Raw genomic sequence first — 20,168 nt, 5'->3', positions numbered from 1 at the left:
CCGGAACACCGGCCGGGCCCCGGGCCTTCACACGATCTGCTCACCCCAGAGCACCAGCGCGCCCGCTCCGCCCGCCCCCAGTGCCACCCCTGCGCCGTCCGCGGCGAGCAGCGGGGCCGACTGCAGCAGGGCGCCGTCCGCCCGGTAGCCGGCCTCGGTGATCGCCCGGCGGAACTCCTCGGCCTCGGCGAAGGTGCGGGCCACGGTGACGAACCGTTCGGGCTTGCGGGCCAGCACCGCGCGGACGACCTGGACGCCGCCCGCCTCGACCACGGCGACGTCCGGTTCGGGCAGTCCGCCGAGCACCTCGGGGCCCTTCCCGTGCACCGTCTCCACCTCGACGCCGTAGCGGCGCGCGTTGACCGCGATCCGGGCGCAGGCCGAGCGGGAGGCCTCGACGGCGACGACGGCCGCGCCGAAGCGGGCCGCCTCCACGGCCAGGGCGCCGCTGCCCGCGCCGACCGACCAGACCAGGTCTCCCGGACGAGCACCCAGACGGGCCAGCACCAGGGCGCGCGCGTGCGCGGGGAGCACCTCCGACGCGCCGGGGTCGTCCGCCGCGCGCCCGGCGCCCGCGTAGGCGTCGCCGGGGAGCGCCCAGCCGCGGTCCGCGCCGGGGAAGCCGAGCGGGCGCCCGGCGAGCCAGCCGGCCGCCTCGTCCACCGGGGCGGCCGGGGCGCCGCTGTGGCCGCCGATCACCAGGACGACGTTGGGATCGCGCCACGCGTGGTCGGCGATCCGGTCGGAGGTGAGGACGGTGACGTCCTCGTCCGGCGTGCCGATGCCCTCGCAGACGACGAACGTCCGGTGCACCCCGCGCAGCATGAGGGCGAGTTCGCCCGGCCCGGCACCGGGGGCGGTGAGCACCGCGACCTTGGGGTGGGCCCGGCAGATGTTGGCCGCGCGGCGCAGCCGGCCGCCGTGGGCGCTGACCACCTGGGCGTCCTCCCACGGCATGCCGGCCCGGGCGAAGGCGGCGGCGACGGAGGAGACGGCGGGCAGGACCTCGAGTTCGAGGCCGTACTCGGGGCGGCGCAGGGTGCGGACGACGCCGAAGAAGCCCGGGTCGCCCTCGGCGACCACGACCGCGGCGCCGCGGTGCTCGGCGATCCGGCGGGCGGTCTGGCGGATGTCGCCGAGCACGATCCGCTCGGCGGCGGGCGGCACCGGGAGGGCGCCCAGTTGGTAGGGGGCGCCGGCCACCAGGGTCGCCGCGGCGAGGGCCGCACCGGCGGCCTCGGTCAGCGGCGTGCCGTCCCACCCGATGACCGTGATCCGGTCAGCCATCTGCGGCCGTTCTCCCTCGACTCGGTGCGCGCCTCGGTGGCGCCTCGATGCGCCTCCGTGCGCCTCGGTGCGCCGACAAACCGCGCCGCAGTGCGGCGCCGGACAGAGGCTACCGGGTGCGATCCCCGCTCGGCGCGAACGCGTCGCACACGTGTGCGTGAAGTCTCGGGGACGATCCGATGGGGGTCAGTCGCGCAGGACGTAGCGGTGGTCGCCGTGCCGGCCGGAGTGCTCGGGCTCGGGGGCCTCCATGTCCTCGGGCAGGAGGCTCCACAGGATGACGTCACTGCGGCTCTCTTCCACCACCTCGCCGGACTCCCCCCGGACTATCCAGGCGCTGCGCAGGACGCCCTCGCTGATCCCGCCGATCTTCTGCGCGACCTGCTGGGCGGCGGTGTTCCCGGCCGCGGTGCGCATCTCCAGGCGCAGGAAGCCGCGGTCCTCGAAGAGCCACTGGGCGACGCCGAGGACGGCCTCCGGCGCGTAGCCCTCACCGCGCGCCCAGGCGGCGGTGACGTAGGCGATCTCGGTGCTGCGCAGCCGCCAGTCGGTGGCGCGCAGCTCGACCAGGCCGACCAGCCGCTGGGTGAGGTGCTCGGTGACGGCGAAGACTATGCCGCGCCCGGCGGCCCGGTGGGCGGGGGCGAGGGTGCGGGCGAGGTCGGCCGCGTACTGCTCGGTGAAGGGGTGCGGCAGGTCCGTCCAGGCGAGGACGAGGTCGTCGGCCATCATCATGGCGAGACCGGGCGCGTCGTCCTCCGAAAGCGGCCGCAGCAACAGCCGTTCGGTGCTGATGGCGGTCTCGGGGAAGCTCGCTGCCATGCCGTCTCTCCTCGCCGGGTCGTGAACACAACACCGTACGCCTCCGGCGCGCCCCGGGTATCACGCGGTGCGCCGCCCGCACGACGGTACGTCAGAACGCCCCCGGCCCGGGCGTCCCTCGTGCATACTGCCCGACCGGGCCCCCGCCGGGGTGCGGCGGGGGCCCGGTCGGGCGGCACGGGGTGCGGAGCTGTCCGACGATCAGAACGCCGGGACGACCGAGCCCTTGAAGGTGTCGTCGATGTACTTCTTCACTTCGGGCGAGTGCAGCAGCTCGGCGAGCTTCTTGACCCGCGGGTCGTTCTCCTTGCCCTTCTTGACGGCGAGGATGTTGGCGTACGGGTTGCCCTCGGCCTTCTCCAGGACGAGCGCGTCGGTGGCCGGCTTCAGGCCGGAGTCGAGCGCGTAGTTGCCGTTGATGACGGCGGCGTCGAGGTCGGCGACGGAGCGGGGCAGCTGGGCGGCCTCCAGTTCCTTCCACTTGAGGTGCTTCGGGTTGCCGGTGACGTCGGCCGGGGTGGCGGCGGTGGTGACGCCGTCCTTCAGCGTGATGATCTTGTTGTCGGCCAGCAGCTTGAGGGCGCGGCCCTCGTTGGTGGCGTCGTTCGGCAGGCCGACGGTGGCGCCGTCCGGCAGGTCGGCGATCGCCTTGACCTTCTTGGAGTAGACGCCCAGCGGCTCCAGGTGCACGGGCTCGACCGAGACGATGTCGGTGCCGTGCTTCTTGTTGAAGTCCTCCAGGTACGGGACGTGCTGGAAGTAGTTGGCGTCGGCCGAGCCGTCCTGCACCGCGGTGTTGGGGGTCACGTAGTCGGTGACCTCCTTGATGTCGAGCTTCAGGCCCGCCTTGTCCGCGAGGTTGTCCTTGACGAACGTGAGGATCTGGCCGTGCGGGGTGGGGCTGGCGACGACGGTCAGCGGCGCGTTCGGGTCCGAGGACGACGAACCGGAGCTGCCGCAGGCGGCGAGCGAGAGGGCGATGCCCGCGGTGGCGAGGACGCTGGTGAACTTCAGGGCGTTGCGCACGAAAAGTGCCTTTCTGCGTGGTGCGGGGAGCCGCGGCCGGAGTCGGGCGCGGGAGGTCTAGGGGGCGACGAGGTCCTCGGCGCGGGCCGCCGGGGCGCCGCGCAGCAGCCGGGTGCGGCCACCGCCGGAGCGGCCGCGGTTGGCGAGGCGGCGGACGGCGAAGTCACCGATCAGCTGGACGGCGGTGACGATGATCACCAGCTCGGCGACGATGACCCACATGAAGGCCGTCTCGAACCGCTGGTAGCCGTAGTTGACGGCCAGGGTGCCGAGGCCGCCGCCGCCGACCGTGCCGGCCATCGCCGAGTAGCCGATCAGCGTGATGATCGTGGTGGTCACCGAGGCGGCCAGGCCCGGCAGTGCCTCCGGCAGCAGGGTCTTGCGCACGATGGTCCAGGTGCTGCCGCCCATCGACTGGACGGCCTCGACCAGGCCGCGGTCGACCTCGCGGACGGAGGTCTCGACCAGGCGGGCGAAGAACGGGATGGCGCCGATGGTGAGCGGCACGGTCGCCGCCTGCCAGCCGATGGAGGTGCCCACCAGCCAGCGGGTGAACGAGATCAGGGCGATCATCAGGATGATGAACGGCACCGAGCGGGCGATGTTCACGACGAAGGCGACGGCCTTGTTGACGGCCCGGTTGGCCAGCAGGCCGCCCTTGTCGGTGAGTACCAGCAGGACGCCCAGCGGCAGTCCGAGCAGCACCGTGAACAGCGCCGACAGGCCCACCATCTGGAAGGTCTCCTGCGTGGCCGGCCACATCAGGGCCTGCATCTGGTCCCAGGTCATGCCACCGCTCCGTCCACCGCGCCCAGTACGTCCACCTGCAGGCCCTGCTCGCGCAGGTAGCCGATCGGCACCACGTTGTCCTGGTGGCCGCCGGAGAGCTCGACCCGCATGCGGCCGACCATCCGGCCGGCGATGGTCTCCACCGCGGCGCCCAGGATGTTGATGTCGATCTGGTAGGTGCGGGCGAGCTGGGAGACGAACGGCTGGGCCGGGGCATCGCCCTGGAAGGTGATCTCCAGCACGGTCGAGCCGGGGTGGCCGGTGCCGAACTCGCTGAGCGGGAACAGCTCGCGCGACAGCTCCGAACCCGGCCGGGCGAGCAGGTCGGTCAGCTCGCCCGCCTCGACCACCCGGCCGCCGCGCATCAGCGCGGCGGAGTCGCAGACGGACTTGATGACGTCCATCTCGTGGGTGATCAGCAGGACGGTCAGGCCGAGCTGCTGGTTGAGGTCGCGCAGCAGCTTGAGGATCGAGCGGGTGGTCTCCGGGTCGAGTGCCGAGGTGGCCTCGTCCGAGAGCAGCACCTTCGGGTCGCCGGCCAGGGCGCGGGCGATGCCCACGCGCTGCTTCTGGCCGCCGGAGAGCTGGTTGGGGTAGCTGCGGGCCTTGTCACCGAGGCCGACCAGGTCGAGCAGGTCGGCGGCCTTGCGGCGGCGCTCGGTGCGGTCGAGGCCGATGATCTCCAGCGGGAGCTCGACGTTCTGCTGCACCGTCCGCGAGGCGAGCAGGTTGAAGTGCTGGAAGACCATGCCGATCCGGCGGCGCGCCTCGCGCAGTTCCTTGCCGGCCCGGTTCTCGCCGCCGGACAGCGCGGTCAGCTCGACCCCGTCCACGGTGACGGTGCCGGAGGTCGGACGCTCCAGCATGTTCACGCAGCGGATGAGGGTGGACTTGCCGGCGCCGCTGGTGCCGACGACTCCGTAGACCTCGCCCGGACGGACGTGCAGGTCGACACCGGCGAGGGCGGTCACCTCGCGGCCTCGGGAGCGGTAGACCTTCGTGAGGTCCGTGGTGGTGATCACAACAGCTTCCGTGGGTCGGGGGCGGGCGGCGCGTCGACCGCCCGACCGGGGTGCGGTCGGCGGCGTCCACGGCGCTTCGCCAGGGGGATCCGGACCTGCCACCCCTTGCTCGTGGCCGCCGGGCGGCCGGGCCGCGCGACGGCGTGGCCCTGACGAGTCATCGGCAGCCGCGGGTCGGCGGGCGTGCGGACGAAGGGGGTGCGGCAGGCTGGGCGCGCTCACACGAACGGGAGCGGACGCCGGGTTCTCGCTTCGGGGCGCGAGGAGTGGGGACGGTGGCCCTCAGCAGTGACACATTCGACGGCACATGGCACGCTCACCTGCCGGCAGGGTGCCGGTGGGGGTCCAGTTCGTCGTCGCAGTCATGTGAGCCAGTAAATCAGATGGGCTGTTCGAGGCCCAATTATTCGGAAGAGCTGTCCGCAATGCGGACATGAATCGCTTTGACCTGGGGAAATGCGAATCGGCGCCGCCTCTGGACCGACCGGATCGTGACTGTCCAGGCGTGGCGGCGCCGAATCGGCGGAGCGACGGGGAAGGCTCAGGCGGTCGCGGCGAACGGCGCCGCGACGGGCTTCTCCAGGTGCACGAAGCTCAGGCTGCCGCTGACCTGTTCGACGTTCGTCTGCCGGTAGCCCTGGCGAGCGTACAGGCGCAGGTTCCCGAGGCTGCGGTGGCCGGTGAAGAGGCGGTAGGCGGTGACGTGGCCCCCGCCCTCGGCCAGGCGGCGCTCCAGGGCCTCGAGGAGGCGGCCGCCCAGGCCGTGCCGCTGCATTCGGGGATGGACGACCAGGCGCCCTATCCGGCCGATGCCGTCGTCGACCCGGCCGCGGACGGTGCCGACGACCTCGTCGCCGAGGCGGGCGACCAGGACGTGCTGCTCGGACAGTTCGGCGCGCAGGCTCTCCAGAGTCTGCGTGAGGGGCTCCATCGCCCAGTCGCCGTACAGCTCGGCCTCGGCCTGGTAGCCGAGGTACTGGAGCTTGAGGATCTGCTCCGCGTCCTCGGCGTCCGCCGCCGAGATGATCACGCTCATGCCCATGTGCTGGGGCCTCCCCATCGTCGTGCCCGGCGCGCAGAGGGTGGCGCGCTCACGCTCAGTATCCGAGTGATCGCGGCACCGTCAAGAGCTGGGTTCGCCAGCGCTCTACCCGGGTGTCAGCTCCTCTCAACCTTTTGGTGGCCGGACGTGGCGAGGGTCACGCGGGGGGAGGGAGGAGTGGCCGGGGCCCGGCGGAGGCCGGGGCCGTCATGGGTAGCGCTCGGTGTGGAGGAGGGCGCGGAGGCAAGCCAGGCAGCGGGAGCGGGTGGGGCCGATGGAGCCGCGGGGCATGCCGAGGCGTTCGGAGAGTTCGCGGTACGTCGGCGGCGGGTCCTCGGCGAGGGCGGCGACCAACTGGGGGCAGCGACCGGGCAGGGCGGCCACCGCGTCGCGGACCACGCGGCGGCGGCGCTCGGCGAGGAACTGGTCCTCGGCGGAGGGGACGGTCGGAAGGGTGGGACACACACCGTTCTTGACCTGCGCGGGCGGCGGCCGGTTACGCCCCGCCGGTCGCGCGTACCGGACGGGGGCGCGACGGTCCGACCGCCGCGCCCCTCCCCCACTGCACCCGGAGTCAGCCCTGGACCCACTCCTGCTGGGCCGCCAGGTCCGCCTTGACCTCGGCCAGCTGCGCGGCCACCGCGGACGGCGCCGTACCGCCGCGCCCGTTGCGGGACGCGATCGCGCCGTGGACGCTGAGGACCGACCGGACCTCGGGCGTCAGGTGCGGGGAGATCGACGCGAACTGCTCGTCCGTCAGGTCCGACAGCTCGATGCCCTGCGCCTCGCACGCCTTCACGCAGGCGCCGGCCACCTCGTGCGCGACGCGGAACGGCACGCCCTGCCTGACCAGCCACTCGGCGATGTCGGTGGCGAGCGAGAACCCGGCCGGCGCCAGTTCCTCCAGCCGCTCCCGGTGCACGGTGAGGGTGGCCATCATCCCGGTGAACGCGGGCAGCAGCACCTTCAGCGTGTCGCAGGAGTCGAAGACCGGCTCCTTGTCCTCCTGGAGATCCCGGTTGTAGGCGAGCGGCAGCGCCTTGAGCGTGGCCAGCAGGCCCGTCAGGTTGCCGATCAGGCGGCCGGACTTGCCGCGGGCGAGCTCGGCGATGTCCGGGTTCTTCTTCTGCGGCATGATCGAGGAACCGGTGGAGAAGGCGTCGTGCAGCGTGATGAAGCCGAACTCCTTGGTGTTCCAGATGATCACCTCCTCCGCGATGCGGGAGAGGTTGATGCCGATCATCGCGGTCACGAACGCGAACTCGGCGACGAAGTCGCGCGAGGCCGTGCCGTCGATGGAGTTGCCGACCGAGCCGCCCTCGAAGCCGAGGTCGGCGGCGACGGCCTGCGGGTCGAGGCCGAGCGAGGAGCCGGCCAGCGCCCCGGAGCCGTACGGCGAGACGGCGGTGCGGGCGTCCCACTGGCGCAGCCGCTCGGCGTCCCGGCCGAGGGCCTGCACGTGCGCGAGGACGTGATGGGCGAAGAGGACGGGCTGCGCGTGCTGGAGGTGGGTGCGGCCCGGCATCGCGGTGTCGGGGTGCGCCTCGGCCAGCCCGACCAGGGCGTGCTGGAGGTCCAGGAGCAGTCCGCCGATGGTCTTCGCGTGGTCCCGCAGGTACATCCGGAACAGCGTGGCGATCTGGTCGTTGCGGGAGCGGCCGGCCCGCAGCTTGCCGCCGAGTTCGGCGCCGAGCCGCTCCAGCAGGCCGCGCTCCAGGGCGGTGTGGACGTCCTCGTCGGCGACGGTACCGGTGAAGGTGCCGGCCTGGACGTCGGCGAGCAACTGGTCCAGCCCGGCCAGCATGCCGGCGAGCTCGTCGGCGCTGAGCAGGCCGGCCTTGTGCAGGACCCGGGCGTGGGCCTTGGAGCCGGCGATGTCGTAGGGCGCGAGGCGCCAGTCGAAGTGGACCGAGGCGGAGAGCTTGGCCAGGGCCTCGGACGGGCCGTCGGCGAAGCGCGCGCCCCAGAGGCGGACGTCGGCGTTCTGGTCGGCGGTCATCGCGTGGGCTCCTTACGGGGTACGGGTGTCGGGGGACTCTAGCGGGGCGGGTCAGGCGAGGTCGCGGCGGGCGGCGAGCTTCGAGGACATCCCGAAGATCTCGATGAAGCCCTTGGACATCGACTGGTCGAAGGTGTCGCCGGTGTCGTACGTGGCGAGGTCGAAGTCGTAGAGCGACTGGTCGGACCTGCGGCCGTTGACGACGGCCCGGCCGCCGTGCAGCACCATCCGGATGTCGCCGCAGACGTACCGGTTGGCCTCGTCGACGAAGCCGTCCAGCGCCCGCTTGAGCGGGGAGAACCAGAGGCCGTCGTAGACGAGTTCGGCCCAGCGCTGCTCCACCTGCCGCTTGTAGCGGGCGAGTTCACGCTCGACGGTGACGTTCTCCAGGGCCTGGTGGGCGGTGATCAGGGCGATCGCGCCGGGGGCCTCGTAGATCTCCCGGGACTTGATGCCGACCAGCCGGTCCTCGACCATGTCCAGCCGGCCGACGCCCTGGGCGCCCGCCCGCCCGTTGAGCTCCTCGATGGCCTCCAGGACGGTGACCTTGCGGCCGTCGATCGCGACCGGGACGCCGGCGTCGAAGGTGATGACGACCTCGTCGGCCTCGCGCGGAGCGGCCGGGTCCTGGGTGTACGCGTAGACGTCCTCGATCGGGGCGTTCCAGATGTCCTCCAGGAAGCCGGTCTCGACGGCCCGTCCGAAGACGTTCTGGTCGATCGAGTACGGCGACTTCTTGGTGGTGGCGATCGGCAGGCCCTTGGCCTCGGCGAAGGCGATGGCCTTGTCCCGGGTCATCGCGTAGTCGCGGACCGGGGCGATGCACTCGAGGCCGGGGGCCAGGGAGTTGATGCCGACCTCGAAGCGGACCTGGTCGTTGCCCTTGCCGGTGCAGCCGTGGGCGACGGTGGTGGCGCCGTGCTTCTTCGCGGCGGCGGCCAGGTGCTTGACGATGACCGGCCGGGAGAGCGCCGAGACCAGCGGGTACTGGCCCTGGTAGAGCGCGTTGGCCTTGAGGGCCGGCAGGCAGTACTCGTCGGCGAACTCGTCCCGCGCGTCCGCGACCTCGGCCTCGACGGCGCCGCAGTCCAGCGCGCGCTGACGGATGACGTCGAGGTCCTCGCCGCCCTGGCCGACGTCGACGGCGACGGCGATGACCTCCGCGCCCGTCTCCTCGGCGATCCAGCCGATGCAGACGGACGTGTCCAGTCCGCCCGAGTAGGCGAGTATGACGCGCTCGGTCACGGCTTCCTCCTCTCAACTCCACGTTCGGGGCCGTACAGGTTTGCGGCGATGGGCATAAGTATGCACGATGCCGTATGAAACACAAAACCCCGGCCGGTGGAGTGCTCCACCGGCCGGGGTCGAAGGGCCGTACGGCTGTCGTCCGGGTTACTGCGCCTTCGCCTGGGCGAGTTGCATCAGGTGATCGGCCAGCGCCTGCCCGCCGGAGGGGTCCCGGCTGATCAGCAGGACGGTGTCGTCGCCCGCGATGGTGCCGATGATCTCGAACACCTCGGCCTGGTCGATCGCCGAGGCGAGGAACTGCGCGGCGCCCGGCGGGGTGCGCAGCACGACGAGGTTGCCGGAGGCGGTGGCGGAGACCATGAGCTCGCCGGCCAGCCGGGCCATCCGGCCCTCGCTGGCCGACTCCCCCATCGGGGCGCGCGGCGTGCGGTCGCCGCCCTCGGCCGGAACGGCGTAGATGAGCGCGCCGTCCCGGTTGCGGATCTTGACCGCGCCCAGCTCGTCCAGGTCCCGGGAAAGGGTCGCCTGGGTCACCACGAGTCCGTCGTCGGCGAGCAGCTTGGCGAGCTGGCTCTGCGAGCGCACGGGCTGGCGGGTGAGCAGGTCCACGATCCGGCGGTGGCGCGCGGTGCGGGTCTGCGGCACCTGCGGCGTCGGGCCGGCGGCGGACGGGCCGGGGTTGGAAGCGGTCATGTGATTATTCTCCCGGACTACCGTCGGCTCGCATCGGCCGGGGCGCCCTCGCGCACCGTCCGGAGGATGCCGGGCAGCGCCGCCAGGAAGGCGTCCGCCTCCCGCTCGGTCAGCACGAGCGGCGGAACGAGGCGGACGGCGTCCGGGACGGCGGCGTTGACCAGGAAGCCGGCCTCCTGCGCGACGGCCTGGACCTGCGCGGAGACCGGCTCGGTGAGCACGATGCCGAGCAGCAGTCCGGCGCCGCGCACGTGCGAGACCAGTGGGTCGTCGAGCGCCTCGACGCCGTGGCGCAGCCGGTCGCCGATCGTGCGGACGTGCTCCAGCAGGCCCTCGGACTCGATGGTGTCGAGCACCGCGAGCCCGGCCGCCGCGGCCACCGGGTTGCCGCCGAACGTGGTGCCGTGCTGGCCCGGGGTGAGCAGCTCGGCGGCCGGTCCGAAGGCGAGCACGGCGCCCATCGGCAGGCCGCCGCCGAGCGCCTTGGCGAGGGTGACGACGTCCGGCTCGACGCCCTCGACGGCCTGGTGGGCGAACCAGTGGCCGGTGCGGCCGACTCCGGTCTGGATCTCGTCCAGGACGAGCAGGGTGCCGGTGGCGCGGGTGATCTCGCGGGCGGCGAGCAGGTAGCCCTCGGGCAGCGGGATCGCGCCGTTCTCGCCCTGGATGGGCTCCAGGAAGACGGCGGCGGTCTCGGAGGTGACGGCCGCGCGCAGGGCCTCGACGTCGCCGAACGGGACGTGGGTGACGTCGCCGGGCAGCGGACGGAAGGGGTCCTGCTTGGCTGGCTGGCCGGTGAGTGCGAGCGCGCCCATCGTCCGGCCGTGGAAGCCGCCCTCCAGGGCGACCAGGTGGGTGCGGCCGGTCCGGCGGCTGATCTTGAAGGCGGCCTCGTTGGCCTCGGCGCCGGAGTTGCAGAAGAACACCCGGCCGCCCGGCCGGCCGTCCAGCTCCAGGAGCCGCTCGGCGAGGGCGATGGTCGGCTCGGCCATGAAGAGGTTGGAGACGTGGCCGAGGGTGGCGATCTGCCGGCTCACGGCCTCGACGACGGCCGGGTGCGCGGTGCCGAGGGCGTTGACGGCGATGCCGCCGAGCAGGTCGGTGTACTCCTTGCCGTCCGCGTCCCACAGCTTGGCGCCCACCCCGCGCACCAGCGGGATGCGCGGGGTGCCGTAGTTGTCGGTGAAGGTGTGCTGCCACCGCTCGGCGAGCTGCTCGTTGTGCGTCATGCCAGTCCCCCGGTCACGATCGGTTCGTCGTCCGGCACGACCATCGTGCCGATGCCCTCGTCGGTGAAGATCTCCAGCAGGAGGCTGTGCGGCACCCGCCCGTCCAGCACCCTGGCGGTGCCCACGCCGGAGCGGACGGCGCGCAGGCAGCCCTCCATCTTGGGGAGCATGCCGCTGGCCAGGCCGGGCAGCAGGCCCTCCAGCTCGCCCGCGCCGAGCTGGCTGATCACGTCGTCGGAGTCGGGCCAGTCCTTGTACAGGCCCTCGACGTCGGTGAGGACGACGAGCATCTCGGCGCCGAGGGCGACCGCGAGGGCGGACGCGGCGGTGTCGGCGTTGATGTTGTAGACGTGGCCGTCGGCGCCGCGCGCGATCGAGGAGATGACGGGGATGCGGCCGTCGGCGATCAGCGCCTTCACCGCGCCGGCCTCGATGTTGACGATGTCGCCGACCAGGCCGATGTCGACCTGCTCGCCGTCCACCACCGCGTAGCGCTTGACGGCCGTCATGGTGTGCGCGTCCTCGCCGGTCATGCCGACGGCGAACGGGCCGTGCTCGTTGAGCAGGCCGACCAGCTCGCGCTGCACCTGCCCGGCGAGCACCATCCGGACCACGTCCATGGTCTCGGGGGTGGTGACGCGCAAGCCGTTGGTGAAGCTGGACTCCAAACCGAGCTTGTCCAGCTGGGCGCTGATCTGCGGGCCGCCGCCGTGCACGACGACGGGGTGCAGCCCGGCGTAGCGGAGGAAGACGACGTCCTGGGCGAAGGCCGCCTTGAGGCTGTCGTCGACCATCGCGTTGCCGCCGAACTTGATCACGACGGTCTTGCCGTGGAAGCGCTCCAGCCACGGCAGTGCCTCGATCAGCGTCATGGCCTTGGGCAACGCGGTGTTGTTGCGGGCCTGTTCGCCCTTGGGTGCGATCTGCACGGGTTTCCCTCGTCGATGGGGGTCCCCCCGGCCAGGGGCTGGGGGGAGGATGGCGCGGTACGGAGACCGCGGCTCGGGTTGCGCGGACCAGGATGTCGTGGGCGAAGTGACGCCGGTCAGGTCGAGTAGGCGCTGTTCTCGTGAACGTAGTCGGCCGTCAGGTCGTTGGTCCACAGCGAGGCGCTCGCGGTGCCGGCGTTGAGGTTCGCGGTGATGACGACGTCCCGGCCGCTCATGTCCACGAGGTCGCGGTCCTCGCCGACGCCGCCGTCCTTGCACACCCAGACGCCGTTGATGGCGACGTCCAGCGCGTCGGGGTCGAACGCGGCGCTGGTGGTGCCGATCGCGGCCAGCACCCGGCCCCAGTTGGGGTCCTCGCCGTGGATGGCGCACTTGAGCAGGTTGTTGCGGCCGATCGTGCGGGCGACGTCGACGGCCTCGTCCTCGGTGGCGGCGCCGGTGACGTCGATCCGGATGTCCTTGCTCGCGCCCTCGGCGTCGCCGATCAGCTGGCGGGCGAGGTCGGCGCTGACGGCGCGGACGGCCTCGGCGAACTCGGCGGAGTCCGGGGTGACGCGGGAGGCGCCGGAGGCGAGCAGCAGGACGGTGTCGTTGGTCGACATGCAGCCGTCGGAGTCGATCCGGTCGAAGGTGGTGCGGGTGGCGCCGCGCAGGGCCGCGTCGAGGGTGGCGGTGTCGGCGACGGCGTCGGTGGTGAGCACGACCAGCATGGTGGCGAGGCTCGGGGCGAGCATGCCCGCGCCCTTGGCCATGCCGCCGACCGTCCAGCCCGCCGGGCTGGTGACCTGGGCGGTCTTGTGGACGGTGTCGGTGGTCTTGATGGCGATCGCGGCGGCCTCGCCGCCGGCCTCGCTGAGCTCCCGGGCGGCCAGCGCGACGCCGGGCAGCAGGATGTCCATCGGGAGGCGGACGCCGATCAGGCCGGTGGAGGCGACGGCGACCTCGGCCGCGTTGACCTTCAGCTCCTCGGCCACCTTCTCTGCGGTGGCGTGGGTGTCCTGGAAGCCGAGCGGGCCGGTGCAGGCGTTGGCGCCACCGGAGTTGAGGACGACGGCGGACACCAGGCCGCCCTTGAGGACCTGCTCGGACCACAGGACGGGCGCGGCCTTGACGCGGTTCGCGGTGAACACGCCGGCGGCGGCGAACGAGGGGCCGTCGTTGACGACGAGGGCGAGGTCCGGGGTGCCGGAGGCCTTGATGCCGGCGGTGACCCCGGCGGCGCGGAAACCCTTGGCGGCCGTCACTCCGACGCCCGCGGGACTGGTCACGGCGGGACTGGTCACGGTGCGACTCCGTTCAGGGGAAGGCCCATGTCCTCGGGCAGGCCGAGGGCGATGTTCATGCTCTGCACCGCGCCGCCGGCGGTGCCCTTGACCAGGTTGTCGATCGCGCTGATCGCGATGATCCGCCCGGCGGACGGATCCAGGGCGACCTGGACGAGGGCGGTGTTGGCGCCGTACACGCTGCTGGTCTGCGGCCACTGGCCCTCGGGCAGCAGGTGGACGAACGGCTCGCTCCCGTACGCCTCGGCGTAGGCGGCGCGCAGGCCCTCGGCCGTCACGCCGGGGCGGGCCTTGGCGGAGCAGGTCGCGAGGATGCCGCGCGGCATCGGGACGAGCGTGGGGGTGAAGGAGACGGTGACCGGCTCACCCGCGAGCGGGGTGAGGTTCTGGGCCATCTCGGGAGTGTGCCGGTGCACGCCGCCGACGCCGTACGGGCTCACGTTGCCCATGACCTCGCTGCCGAGCAGGTGCGTCTTGGCCGCCTTGCCCGCGCCTGAGGTGCCGGAGGCGGCGACCACGACGGCCTCGGGCTCGGCGAGCCCGGCGGCGTACGCCGGGAACAGCGCGAGGGAGACGGCCGTCGGGTAGCAGCCGGGCACGGCGATCCGGTTGCTGCCCTTCAACGCGGCCCGGTGGCCGGGCAGTTCGGGCAGGCCGTAGGGCCACGTGCCGGCGTGCGGGGAGCCGTAGAACTGCTCCCAGTCGGCGGCGGCCTTGAGCCGGAAGTCGGCGCCGCAGTCGACGACCAGGACGTTCGGGCCGAGCGCCTCGGCGACGGCCGCGGACTGGCCGTGCGGGAGCGCGAGGAACACCACGTCGTGGTCGGCCAGCACCTCGGGGGTGGTGGACTCCAGGACGCGGTCGGCGAGCGGGACGAGGTGCGGCTGCAGCGTGCCCAGCCTCGTGCCGGCGTTCGAACCGCCGGTCAGGGCCCCGATCTCCATCTCGGGGTGGCCGAGCAGCAGGCGCAGCACCTCGCCGCCCGCGTACCCGCTCGCACCGGCGACGGCGACTCGCAATGCCATGGCGTTCCTCCTTGGTTGTGGCATGAATATACGCAGCACGGAACATTCATGCAAGGAGTATGTGCCGAGGCCGCCCGCCGGGGCCGGCGGGCGGCCGGCCCGGCTCAGCGCTTGACGGCCCGCAGCACCACGAACTTGGGGTTCCCGGCGACGAGTTGGCAGTTGCCGAACAGGCGGCGCAGCTTGACGTGGTAGCCGAGGTGGCGGTTGCCGACCACCCAGAGCTCGCCGCCCGGGCGCAGGGCGCGGCGGGCGCCGGTGAACATCCGCCACGCGGTGGCGTCGGTGGTCGCCTGGTGCGAGTGGAACGGGGGGTTGTTCAGGACGAGGTCCACCGAGCCCGGGGCGATCACCTCGGGCGCGAGTGCGTCCGCCGTCAGGAACTCGGCCACGGCCTCCGGGCCGAGGTTCGTCCGGAACGTCTCCTCGGCGGAGGCGACGGCCTGGTGGGACTCGTCGACGAAGAGCAGTTCGGCGCCCGGGCCGGCCAGTGCGGCGGCGGTGCCGACCACGCCGTTGCCGCAGCCGAGGTCGACCACGCGGTCACCGGGGGCCGGGGTCGGCAGGTGGCCGAGGAAGAAGCGGGTGCCGATGTCGAGGCGCTCGGCGCAGAAGGTGCCGGCGTGGTTGACGACCGTGCGCCCGGAGACCGGGCCGACGTCGGCGGGCAGGGCGTAGCGGTGCGGCCACGGGCTGGGGCCGGGGTCGAGCGCCGGGTCGGGGGTGCAGAAGATCAGCCGGGCCTTGCGGACGGCCAGCGAGGTGCGGGTGGGGCCGAGGACCTTCTCGAAGAGTTCGAGGGTGGAGGTGTGGATCTCGGTGACCATGCCCGTGCCGATCACCACCGTGCCGGGGTGGACGGCGGGGGCGAGCCGGTGCAGCTGGTCCTCCAGCAGGGCGAGGCTCTTGGGGACGCGCACCAGCAGGACGTCGATCCGCTCCGGCGGGGTGTCCCGGGTGGTGAGCAGCCGCTCCGGGTCGGCGGGGGCGCCGGCGCGGGCGAGGTTGGCGCGGGTGGCCTCGCGGCCGAGGTGGGAGTCGCCGATCTGCACGGGCCGGTGTGCGGCCAGCGCGGTGGCCAGGGCGCCCCAGCGGTCACCGAGGACGACGACGCGGCGGCCGGCCAGCTCGGTGACGGTGGCGCCGGCGCTGTCGGTGTCGCCGGCGAGGTGGCGCAGCAGGTACTCGTCGGCGGCGTCCCAGGCGCGCAGCCGCTCGCGGGGGTCCTCGGGGTACCTGGTGAGGTCGAAGGTGCCGAACGGGGTGGTGAACGGCGCTGTGGCGGCGGTCGTGCTCTGGGGATTCATCGTCTTCTCAGGCTAGCCGACGAGCCGACGGGGAACGGATTCGGACGGATACTGGAAGAGCCCCCGACCGAGAGGGGTGAGGGCGATGGACTGGAAGCTCGAAGTGGTCGTGCTCCCGGTGACGGACGTGGATCGCGCGAAGGTGTTCTACGAGGAACAGGCCGGGTTCACCGTCGATCACGACACCCGGCTGCGCGACGGTGTCCGGGTGGTGCAGCTGACACCACCGGGCTCCCGGTGCTCGATCGTGGTCGGCAAGGGCGTGATCGAGGCGCCGCCCGGGTCCGTCAAGGGCCTGCAGCTGGTGGTGGCGGACATCGACAAGGCGCACGCCGAACTGGCGGCGCGCGGCGTGGAGGTCAGCCCGGTGCAGCACTTCGAGGCCGGGGTGCGGGTGAACGGGCACGGCGAGGCCTGGAACTCGTTCGTGTTCTTCAACGATCCGGACGGGAACGGCTGGGCCGTCCAGGAGGCGCCTGCGCCCGCGCGCGCTGCATAGACTTCCGGGATGGCTGAAGACGAGGGAAGCGTCCGCGTGGACAGCTGGATCTGGTCGGTCCGGCTGGTGAAGACGCGCGCGCTGGCGGCGGCCGCCTGCCGGGCGGGTCACGTGCGCGTGAACGGCGAGCGGGCCAAGCCCGCGCAGCCGCTGCGGGCGGGCGACGAGGTGCGGGTCCGCGAGGAGGGGTACGAGCGGGTCGTCGTCGTGCGCAAGCCGATCCGCAAGCGGGTCGGGGCGTCGGTGGCGGCCGAGTGCCTCACCGACCAGAGCCCGCCGCGCCCGCCGCGCGAGCTCGTCGCCCCGTTCTTCGAACGCGACCGCGGCGCCGGCCGCCCGACCAAGCGCGAACGCCGCGACCTCGACCAGCTGCGCGGGCGCTGACCTACCCGACCGGGTACGCGGCCTGAACGGCGAGCCGACGCGGGGCGTCGTCGCCGATCCGGGTGAGCAGGTCGTCGAGCTCGAGGAACACCTCCCACGGCTCGCGTCCGGTGGCGGCCGCGAGCCGGTCGACCACGCGATCCTCCAGGTCGCGGACCCGGCTGTTCTTCCACGCCTTGTCGGCGAGGCTGACCAGCAGTTCCTCCACGGTGACGCCCGGCTCGCCCCGGCACGGCGACCTCGTGGACGAGCGCGAGGTGCGCGCGCAACCGGGGCGGGGCGCCGAGGGTGTCCAGGAGGTCGGCGGCGGTCGGGGGCAGGGGTGGCAGGGGTGCGGTCACGCCGCAGGCTAACCCGTACGGGTGAGGGACTGTCAGTGGTGCCGTCTAGTGTGCGGAGCAGTGCGGGACGGTCCCGGCGCCGGGAGGGGGGCGCCGGGGCCTGCCCGCGATCCGACCTGCAGCCTGCGGAGGTGCGTTGGGGAGATTCCTGAGTACGACTACTTCTTGAACGCCACGCCTGCGTAGGCGGACACGTCCTGCCAGCCCTCGGGGAGGTCGGTGGTGGAGACATGGCCGGCGGTGGGGCGCCAGAGCGGGAGCTGGACGAGGCCGGGTCCGGCGAACTCGAAGTCGCCGAAGAAGGGTTCGACGCCCGCGCGCGGGCGCAGCACCAGCGGGGCGCTCGCACCCTTGTAGACGCGGGTGCCCTCGTCCGCACTCTGCCGGGAGGCGAAATCGGGGCTGCCGTGGGAGAGGATCAGCGCGCTGCCGGGGGCGAGCGCGTCGCGCAGGGTGGCGACGATCTTCTGCGCGCCGTCCTCGTCGCGGATGAAGTGCAGCACGGCGACCAGCATCAGCGCGACCGGCTCGGCCAGGTCGACGGCGGCGCGCAGGGCCGGGTGGCCGAGGATCGCCTCGGGGTCGCGCAGGTCGGCCTCGATGACCGAGGTGTGCCCGGCGGGGTGGCCGGCCAGCAGCGCGCGGGCGTGGGTGGCGACGATCGGGTCGTTGTCGACGTACACGACGTGGGCGTCCGGGGCGACCTTCCGGGCGACCTCGCTGGTCGATCCCGCGGCGGGGATGCCGGTGCCGATGTCGAGGAACTGCCGGATGCCCCGGCCGGCCGCGAACTCGACCGCGCGGCCGAGGAATTCCCGGTTGGTGCGGGCCAGCAGCGGCAGCGCCGGGTAGGCGGCGATGGCGGCCTCGGCGGCCTTGCGGTCGGCCTCGAAGTTGTCCTTGCCGCCCAGGTAGTAGTCGTACATCCGGGCGGTGTGGGGTATCCCGGTGTCGAGTTCGGTCGGCGGCTGCCAGTCCTCCCCCGCCCCGACCCAGTCCCAGTCCGAACCGCCGGTCGCCGTGTCCACCGTGTCCTCGTGCATGCCGTTTCCGCCCCCAATGCTCACTGCCGTCCCGCGGCGGGAACGCCCGCCGCGGTGGTGCCCCGCCCCCGTAGCACGCGGTGCGACCGGATCGTATCCGACGACACGCCGTGGAAACACGGCGAGTTCGGGTTTACGCAGCCCCCACCGAGGGGTGTGTGTGCACGTCAAGCAGGGTGTCAACGCGCGTGGCCCCGGATCGCCGCCACGGCGTGTCGTCTCTATGCTGGCTGCCGATGACTGCCGATCGCCGCGCCGTACTGCGCACCGCCGCCAAACTCGCCGCCCTCTCCGCCGCCGGCGGGTTCCTCACCGCGTGCGGGAGCGGCGCGCCCCGCCGTGCCGACCCGGGCTCACTCGCCGTGCACCCGGGCAACGTCGACCCGCAGCACACCGATCCGCAGCACACCACGGACCCCGCGTGGAACGGCGCCGAGGGCCCGGCCTCCGCCGAGCCGGCCGCGCCGCAGCCCACCGCCGCCGCGAGCCCCGACGCCGCCGCCACGCCGCCGGCCCCGCCCGTGCTGCCGCCGCTCGCCCCCGGCACCCCGGTCGAGGTCACGTACGGTCCGCGCACCGGCAAGAACGTGGCGCTGACCTTCCACGGCAGCGGCGACCCCAAGCTCGCCACCGCCCTGCTGGAGATCGCCGAGCAGCGCGGCGCCAAGCTGACCGTCATGGCCGTCGGCAGCTGGCTCGACCAGCAGCCGCAGATGGCCCGGCGGATCCTCGACGCCGGTCACGAGCTGGGCAACCACACCCAGAACCACCTCAACATCTCGGCGATGGGCCCGGACCAGGCCCGCGCGGAGATCGCCCAGTGCGCGGAGCGGCTGCAGCGCCTCACCGGCTCGATCGGCCGCTGGTTCCGCCCGTCCGCCGCGCAGTACGCCACGCCGATGGTGCGCGAGCAGGCGAAGGCCGTCGGCTACGAGCACGTGCTCTCGTTCGACGTGGACCCGCGCGACTACGCCGACCCGTCCGCCGCCGAACTGCAGCGACGGGTCCTCAACTCGGTGCGCGGCGGCTCGGTGGTCGCGCTGCACATGGGACACCAGTGCACGGTGGACGCCCTGCCGGCCATCCTGGACGGCCTCGCCAAGTCCGGCCTCAGCCCGGTGACCGCCAGTCAGCTCTGCGCCTGACCGCCGCCCCGGCGCACCACCGGCGTGCCATGCTTCGCGCATGCGCTACATCATCATCGGGGCGGGCGCGGTCGGCGGCACGATCGGTGCCCGGCTGCACGAGAGCGGGCGCGACGTCGTGCTGGTCGCGCGGGGAGCGCACTTCAGGGCGCTGCACGAGCGCGGGCTGACGTTCGGCGCACCGGACGGCACCCGGACGCTGCCGGTCCCGGCCGTGTCCGGGCCGGAGGAGCTGGAACTGCGCCCGGACGACGTCCTGGTGCTCGCCGTCAAGACGCAGGACACCGCCGCCGCACTGGCCGCGTGGGCGCCGCGCCCGGTCGCGGGGGGCGGCACGGCAAGTGAGCGGCTGGCGGTGGTGTGCGCGCAGAACGGCGTGGAGAACGAGCGGCTCGCGCTGCGCCGCTTCCGCGAGGTGCTGGCGGTGTGCGTCTGGATGCCGTCCACCCACCTGGAGCCCGGGCGGGTCAGCGCCGGCGGCACGCCCGTCGGCGGGGTGCTGCGGATCGGCGCCTACCCGGCGGGCGACGGCGGCGGGCGGGCCGCCCGGATCGCCGCGGACCTGGAGCGGGCGGGTTTCAGCGCCCCGGTCGAGGCCGACGTGATGGCCTGGAAGTACACCAAGCTGCTGGGCAACCTCGGCAACGCGCTGAACGCCGTCGCCGGCCCGTACGAGGGCGAGCTGCGGCGCGGGCTGTACCGGCGCCTGATGGCCGAGGGAACGGCCGTGCTGGCCGCCGCCGGGATCGCGCACCACGACCCGGAGGAGATGGTCCGGCTGGTCGACGCGACGCTGCGGATCGAGCCGGTCGAGGGCGCCCCGCGCGGCGGCAGCTCGACCTGGCAGAGCCTGGCGCGCGGGGCGGGCTCGATCGAGACGGACTACCTGAACGGCGAGATCGTGCTGCTCGGACGACTGCACGGGGTGCCGACGCCGGCCAACGAGGCCTTCCAGCGGCTGACCGACGAGTTCGCCCGCACCGGCCGGGCGCCGGGCGGCCTGACCGACGAGGAGCTGGCCGCGATCTGAGCCC

21 protein-coding genes are annotated in these 20,168 nt (G+C 73.2%); 4 read left to right on the top strand and 17 right to left on the bottom strand.

The window, feature by feature from the left end; translation table 11 throughout:
* Nucleotides 1-27: 27 nt before the first annotated feature.
* From cbiE to PUR71_RS21555, 15 genes are all read right to left on the bottom strand, one after another.
* Nucleotides 28-1,287: a precorrin-6y C5,15-methyltransferase (decarboxylating) subunit CbiE gene (gene cbiE / locus PUR71_RS21625; protein WP_329928722.1), complete on the bottom strand. Its 1,260-nt coding sequence runs from the start codon at nt 1,285-1,287 to the stop codon at nt 28-30.
* Between the two features lie 186 nt (nt 1,288-1,473).
* Complete coding sequence (locus PUR71_RS21620; RefSeq protein ID WP_329928721.1) at nt 1,474-2,109, bottom strand: GNAT family N-acetyltransferase; 636 nt, start codon at nt 2,107-2,109, stop codon at nt 1,474-1,476.
* Nucleotides 2,110-2,310: 201 nt separating this feature from the next.
* Nucleotides 2,311-3,135 (bottom strand): MetQ/NlpA family ABC transporter substrate-binding protein, encoded by an 825-nt coding sequence (locus PUR71_RS21615; RefSeq protein WP_329928720.1) that lies wholly within the window; start codon nt 3,133-3,135, stop codon nt 2,311-2,313.
* A gap of 57 nt (nt 3,136-3,192) precedes the next feature.
* On the bottom strand, nt 3,193-3,924 hold the full coding sequence (locus PUR71_RS21610) for a methionine ABC transporter permease (RefSeq protein WP_329928719.1): 732 nt from the start codon (nt 3,922-3,924) through the stop codon (nt 3,193-3,195).
* Nucleotides 3,921-4,946, bottom strand: coding sequence for a methionine ABC transporter ATP-binding protein (locus PUR71_RS21605; RefSeq protein ID WP_329928718.1), 1,026 nt, complete (start codon nt 4,944-4,946; stop codon nt 3,921-3,923). Before PUR71_RS21605 ends, PUR71_RS21610 begins: the two co-directional genes overlap by 4 nt.
* A 541-nt stretch (nt 4,947-5,487) precedes the next feature.
* Entirely contained in the window at nt 5,488-5,988 is a 501-nt protein-coding gene (locus PUR71_RS21600) for a GNAT family N-acetyltransferase (RefSeq protein WP_329928717.1), read from the bottom strand.
* A 207-nt stretch (nt 5,989-6,195) separates the two neighbouring features.
* Nucleotides 6,196-6,453 (bottom strand): hypothetical protein, encoded by a 258-nt coding sequence (locus tag PUR71_RS21595; RefSeq protein WP_329928716.1) that lies wholly within the window; start codon nt 6,451-6,453, stop codon nt 6,196-6,198.
* 109 nt (nt 6,454-6,562) lie between these two features.
* A complete protein-coding gene (gene argH / locus PUR71_RS21590; RefSeq protein WP_329928715.1) occupies nt 6,563-7,987 on the bottom strand; it encodes an argininosuccinate lyase in 1,425 nt (474 codons plus the stop codon).
* Nucleotides 7,988-8,038: 51 nt separating this feature from the next.
* Nucleotides 8,039-9,232, bottom strand: a complete 1,194-nt coding sequence (locus tag PUR71_RS21585; protein WP_329928714.1) for an argininosuccinate synthase — start codon at nt 9,230-9,232, stop codon at nt 8,039-8,041.
* Between the two features lie 147 nt (nt 9,233-9,379).
* Complete coding sequence (locus PUR71_RS21580; RefSeq protein ID WP_329928713.1) at nt 9,380-9,928, bottom strand: arginine repressor; 549 nt, start codon at nt 9,926-9,928, stop codon at nt 9,380-9,382.
* A 17-nt stretch (nt 9,929-9,945) separates the two neighbouring features.
* Entirely contained in the window at nt 9,946-11,157 is a 1,212-nt protein-coding gene (locus tag PUR71_RS21575; RefSeq protein ID WP_329928712.1) for an acetylornithine transaminase, read from the bottom strand.
* Complete coding sequence (gene argB / locus PUR71_RS21570) at nt 11,154-12,029, bottom strand: acetylglutamate kinase (protein WP_329928739.1); 876 nt, start codon at nt 12,027-12,029, stop codon at nt 11,154-11,156. The genes PUR71_RS21575 and argB overlap by 4 nt, the downstream gene beginning before the upstream one ends.
* A 173-nt stretch (nt 12,030-12,202) precedes the next feature.
* Nucleotides 12,203-13,390: a bifunctional glutamate N-acetyltransferase/amino-acid acetyltransferase ArgJ gene (gene argJ / locus PUR71_RS21565; RefSeq protein ID WP_329928711.1), complete on the bottom strand. Its 1,188-nt coding sequence runs from the start codon at nt 13,388-13,390 to the stop codon at nt 12,203-12,205.
* Nucleotides 13,387-14,415 carry an N-acetyl-gamma-glutamyl-phosphate reductase gene (argC, locus tag PUR71_RS21560; protein ID WP_329928710.1) on the bottom strand — a complete coding sequence of 343 codons (1,029 nt, stop codon included), beginning with the start codon at nt 14,413-14,415 and terminating at the stop codon, nt 13,387-13,389. Before argC ends, argJ begins: the two co-directional genes overlap by 4 nt.
* Nucleotides 14,416-14,519: 104 nt before the next feature.
* Nucleotides 14,520-15,722 carry a methyltransferase gene (locus tag PUR71_RS21555; protein WP_329928709.1) on the bottom strand — a complete coding sequence of 401 codons (1,203 nt, stop codon included), beginning with the start codon at nt 15,720-15,722 and terminating at the stop codon, nt 14,520-14,522.
* Nucleotides 15,723-15,807: 85 nt separating this feature from the next.
* On the opposite strand from PUR71_RS21555, the gene PUR71_RS21550 reads away from it, so the two are divergent.
* Together PUR71_RS21550 and PUR71_RS21545 are read left to right on the top strand one after the other, a co-directional pair.
* Nucleotides 15,808-16,221 carry a VOC family protein gene (locus tag PUR71_RS21550; protein WP_329928708.1) on the top strand — a complete coding sequence of 138 codons (414 nt, stop codon included), beginning with the start codon at nt 15,808-15,810 and terminating at the stop codon, nt 16,219-16,221.
* A 9-nt stretch (nt 16,222-16,230) separates the two neighbouring features.
* Nucleotides 16,231-16,605 carry an RNA-binding S4 domain-containing protein gene (locus tag PUR71_RS21545; RefSeq protein WP_329928707.1) on the top strand — a complete coding sequence of 125 codons (375 nt, stop codon included), beginning with the start codon at nt 16,231-16,233 and terminating at the stop codon, nt 16,603-16,605.
* Between the two features lies 1 nt (nt 16,606).
* Here the strand turns inward: PUR71_RS21545 and PUR71_RS21540 are convergent, their stop codons facing one another.
* On the bottom strand, nt 16,607-16,813 hold the full coding sequence (locus PUR71_RS21540) for a hypothetical protein (RefSeq protein WP_329928706.1): 207 nt from the start codon (nt 16,811-16,813) through the stop codon (nt 16,607-16,609).
* Nucleotides 16,814-17,104: 291 nt separating this feature from the next.
* The gene (locus PUR71_RS21535; protein WP_329928705.1) at nt 17,105-17,989 is read right to left on the bottom strand and encodes an SAM-dependent methyltransferase; all 885 of its coding nucleotides are present in this window, start codon (nt 17,987-17,989) and stop codon (nt 17,105-17,107) included.
* A 236-nt stretch (nt 17,990-18,225) separates the two neighbouring features.
* Here PUR71_RS21535 and PUR71_RS21530 point away from each other — a divergent pair, with 236 nt between their 5' ends.
* Both PUR71_RS21530 and PUR71_RS21525 read left to right on the top strand, forming a co-directional pair.
* On the top strand, nt 18,226-19,134 hold the full coding sequence (locus PUR71_RS21530) for a polysaccharide deacetylase family protein (protein ID WP_329928704.1): 909 nt from the start codon (nt 18,226-18,228) through the stop codon (nt 19,132-19,134).
* 40 nt (nt 19,135-19,174) lie between these two features.
* Entirely contained in the window at nt 19,175-20,164 is a 990-nt protein-coding gene (locus PUR71_RS21525) for a ketopantoate reductase family protein (protein ID WP_329928703.1), read from the top strand.
* Nucleotides 20,165-20,168 lie beyond the last annotated feature (4 nt).

This window comes from Streptomyces sp. SP17BM10, assembly GCF_036322405.1.
Lineage (GTDB): Bacteria > Actinomycetota > Actinomycetes > Streptomycetales > Streptomycetaceae > Kitasatospora.
Note: the sequence above shows the minus strand (reverse complement) of the source record. Positions and strands in the feature narration are given on the sequence as shown.

Excerpts from the sequence above, each read along its gene's own strand:
- cbiE (WP_329928722.1), bottom strand. The coding sequence starts at position 1,287 with ATGGCTGACCGGATCACGGTCATCGGGTGGGACGGCACGCCGCTGACC.
- PUR71_RS21620 (WP_329928721.1), bottom strand. The coding sequence starts at position 2,109 with ATGGCAGCGAGCTTCCCCGAGACCGCCATCAGCACCGAACGGCTGTTG.
- PUR71_RS21610 (WP_329928719.1), bottom strand. The coding sequence starts at position 3,924 with ATGACCTGGGACCAGATGCAGGCCCTGATGTGGCCGGCCACGCAGGAG.
- PUR71_RS21600 (WP_329928717.1), bottom strand. The coding sequence starts at position 5,988 with ATGGGCATGAGCGTGATCATCTCGGCGGCGGACGCCGAGGACGCGGAG.
- argH (WP_329928715.1), bottom strand. The coding sequence starts at position 7,987 with ATGACCGCCGACCAGAACGCCGACGTCCGCCTCTGGGGCGCGCGCTTC.
- PUR71_RS21580 (WP_329928713.1), bottom strand. The coding sequence starts at position 9,928 with ATGACCGCTTCCAACCCCGGCCCGTCCGCCGCCGGCCCGACGCCGCAG.
- PUR71_RS21575 (WP_329928712.1), bottom strand. The coding sequence starts at position 11,157 with ATGACGCACAACGAGCAGCTCGCCGAGCGGTGGCAGCACACCTTCACC.
- argB (WP_329928739.1), bottom strand. The coding sequence starts at position 12,029 with ATGACGCTGATCGAGGCACTGCCGTGGCTGGAGCGCTTCCACGGCAAG.
- argC (WP_329928710.1), bottom strand. The coding sequence starts at position 14,415 with ATGGCATTGCGAGTCGCCGTCGCCGGTGCGAGCGGGTACGCGGGCGGC.
- PUR71_RS21555 (WP_329928709.1), bottom strand. The coding sequence starts at position 15,722 with ATGAATCCCCAGAGCACGACCGCCGCCACAGCGCCGTTCACCACCCCG.
- PUR71_RS21550 (WP_329928708.1), top strand. The coding sequence starts at position 15,808 with ATGGACTGGAAGCTCGAAGTGGTCGTGCTCCCGGTGACGGACGTGGAT.
- PUR71_RS21545 (WP_329928707.1), top strand. The coding sequence starts at position 16,231 with ATGGCTGAAGACGAGGGAAGCGTCCGCGTGGACAGCTGGATCTGGTCG.
- PUR71_RS21535 (WP_329928705.1), bottom strand. The coding sequence starts at position 17,989 with ATGCACGAGGACACGGTGGACACGGCGACCGGCGGTTCGGACTGGGAC.
- PUR71_RS21530 (WP_329928704.1), top strand. The coding sequence starts at position 18,226 with ATGACTGCCGATCGCCGCGCCGTACTGCGCACCGCCGCCAAACTCGCC.
- PUR71_RS21525 (WP_329928703.1), top strand. The coding sequence starts at position 19,175 with ATGCGCTACATCATCATCGGGGCGGGCGCGGTCGGCGGCACGATCGGT.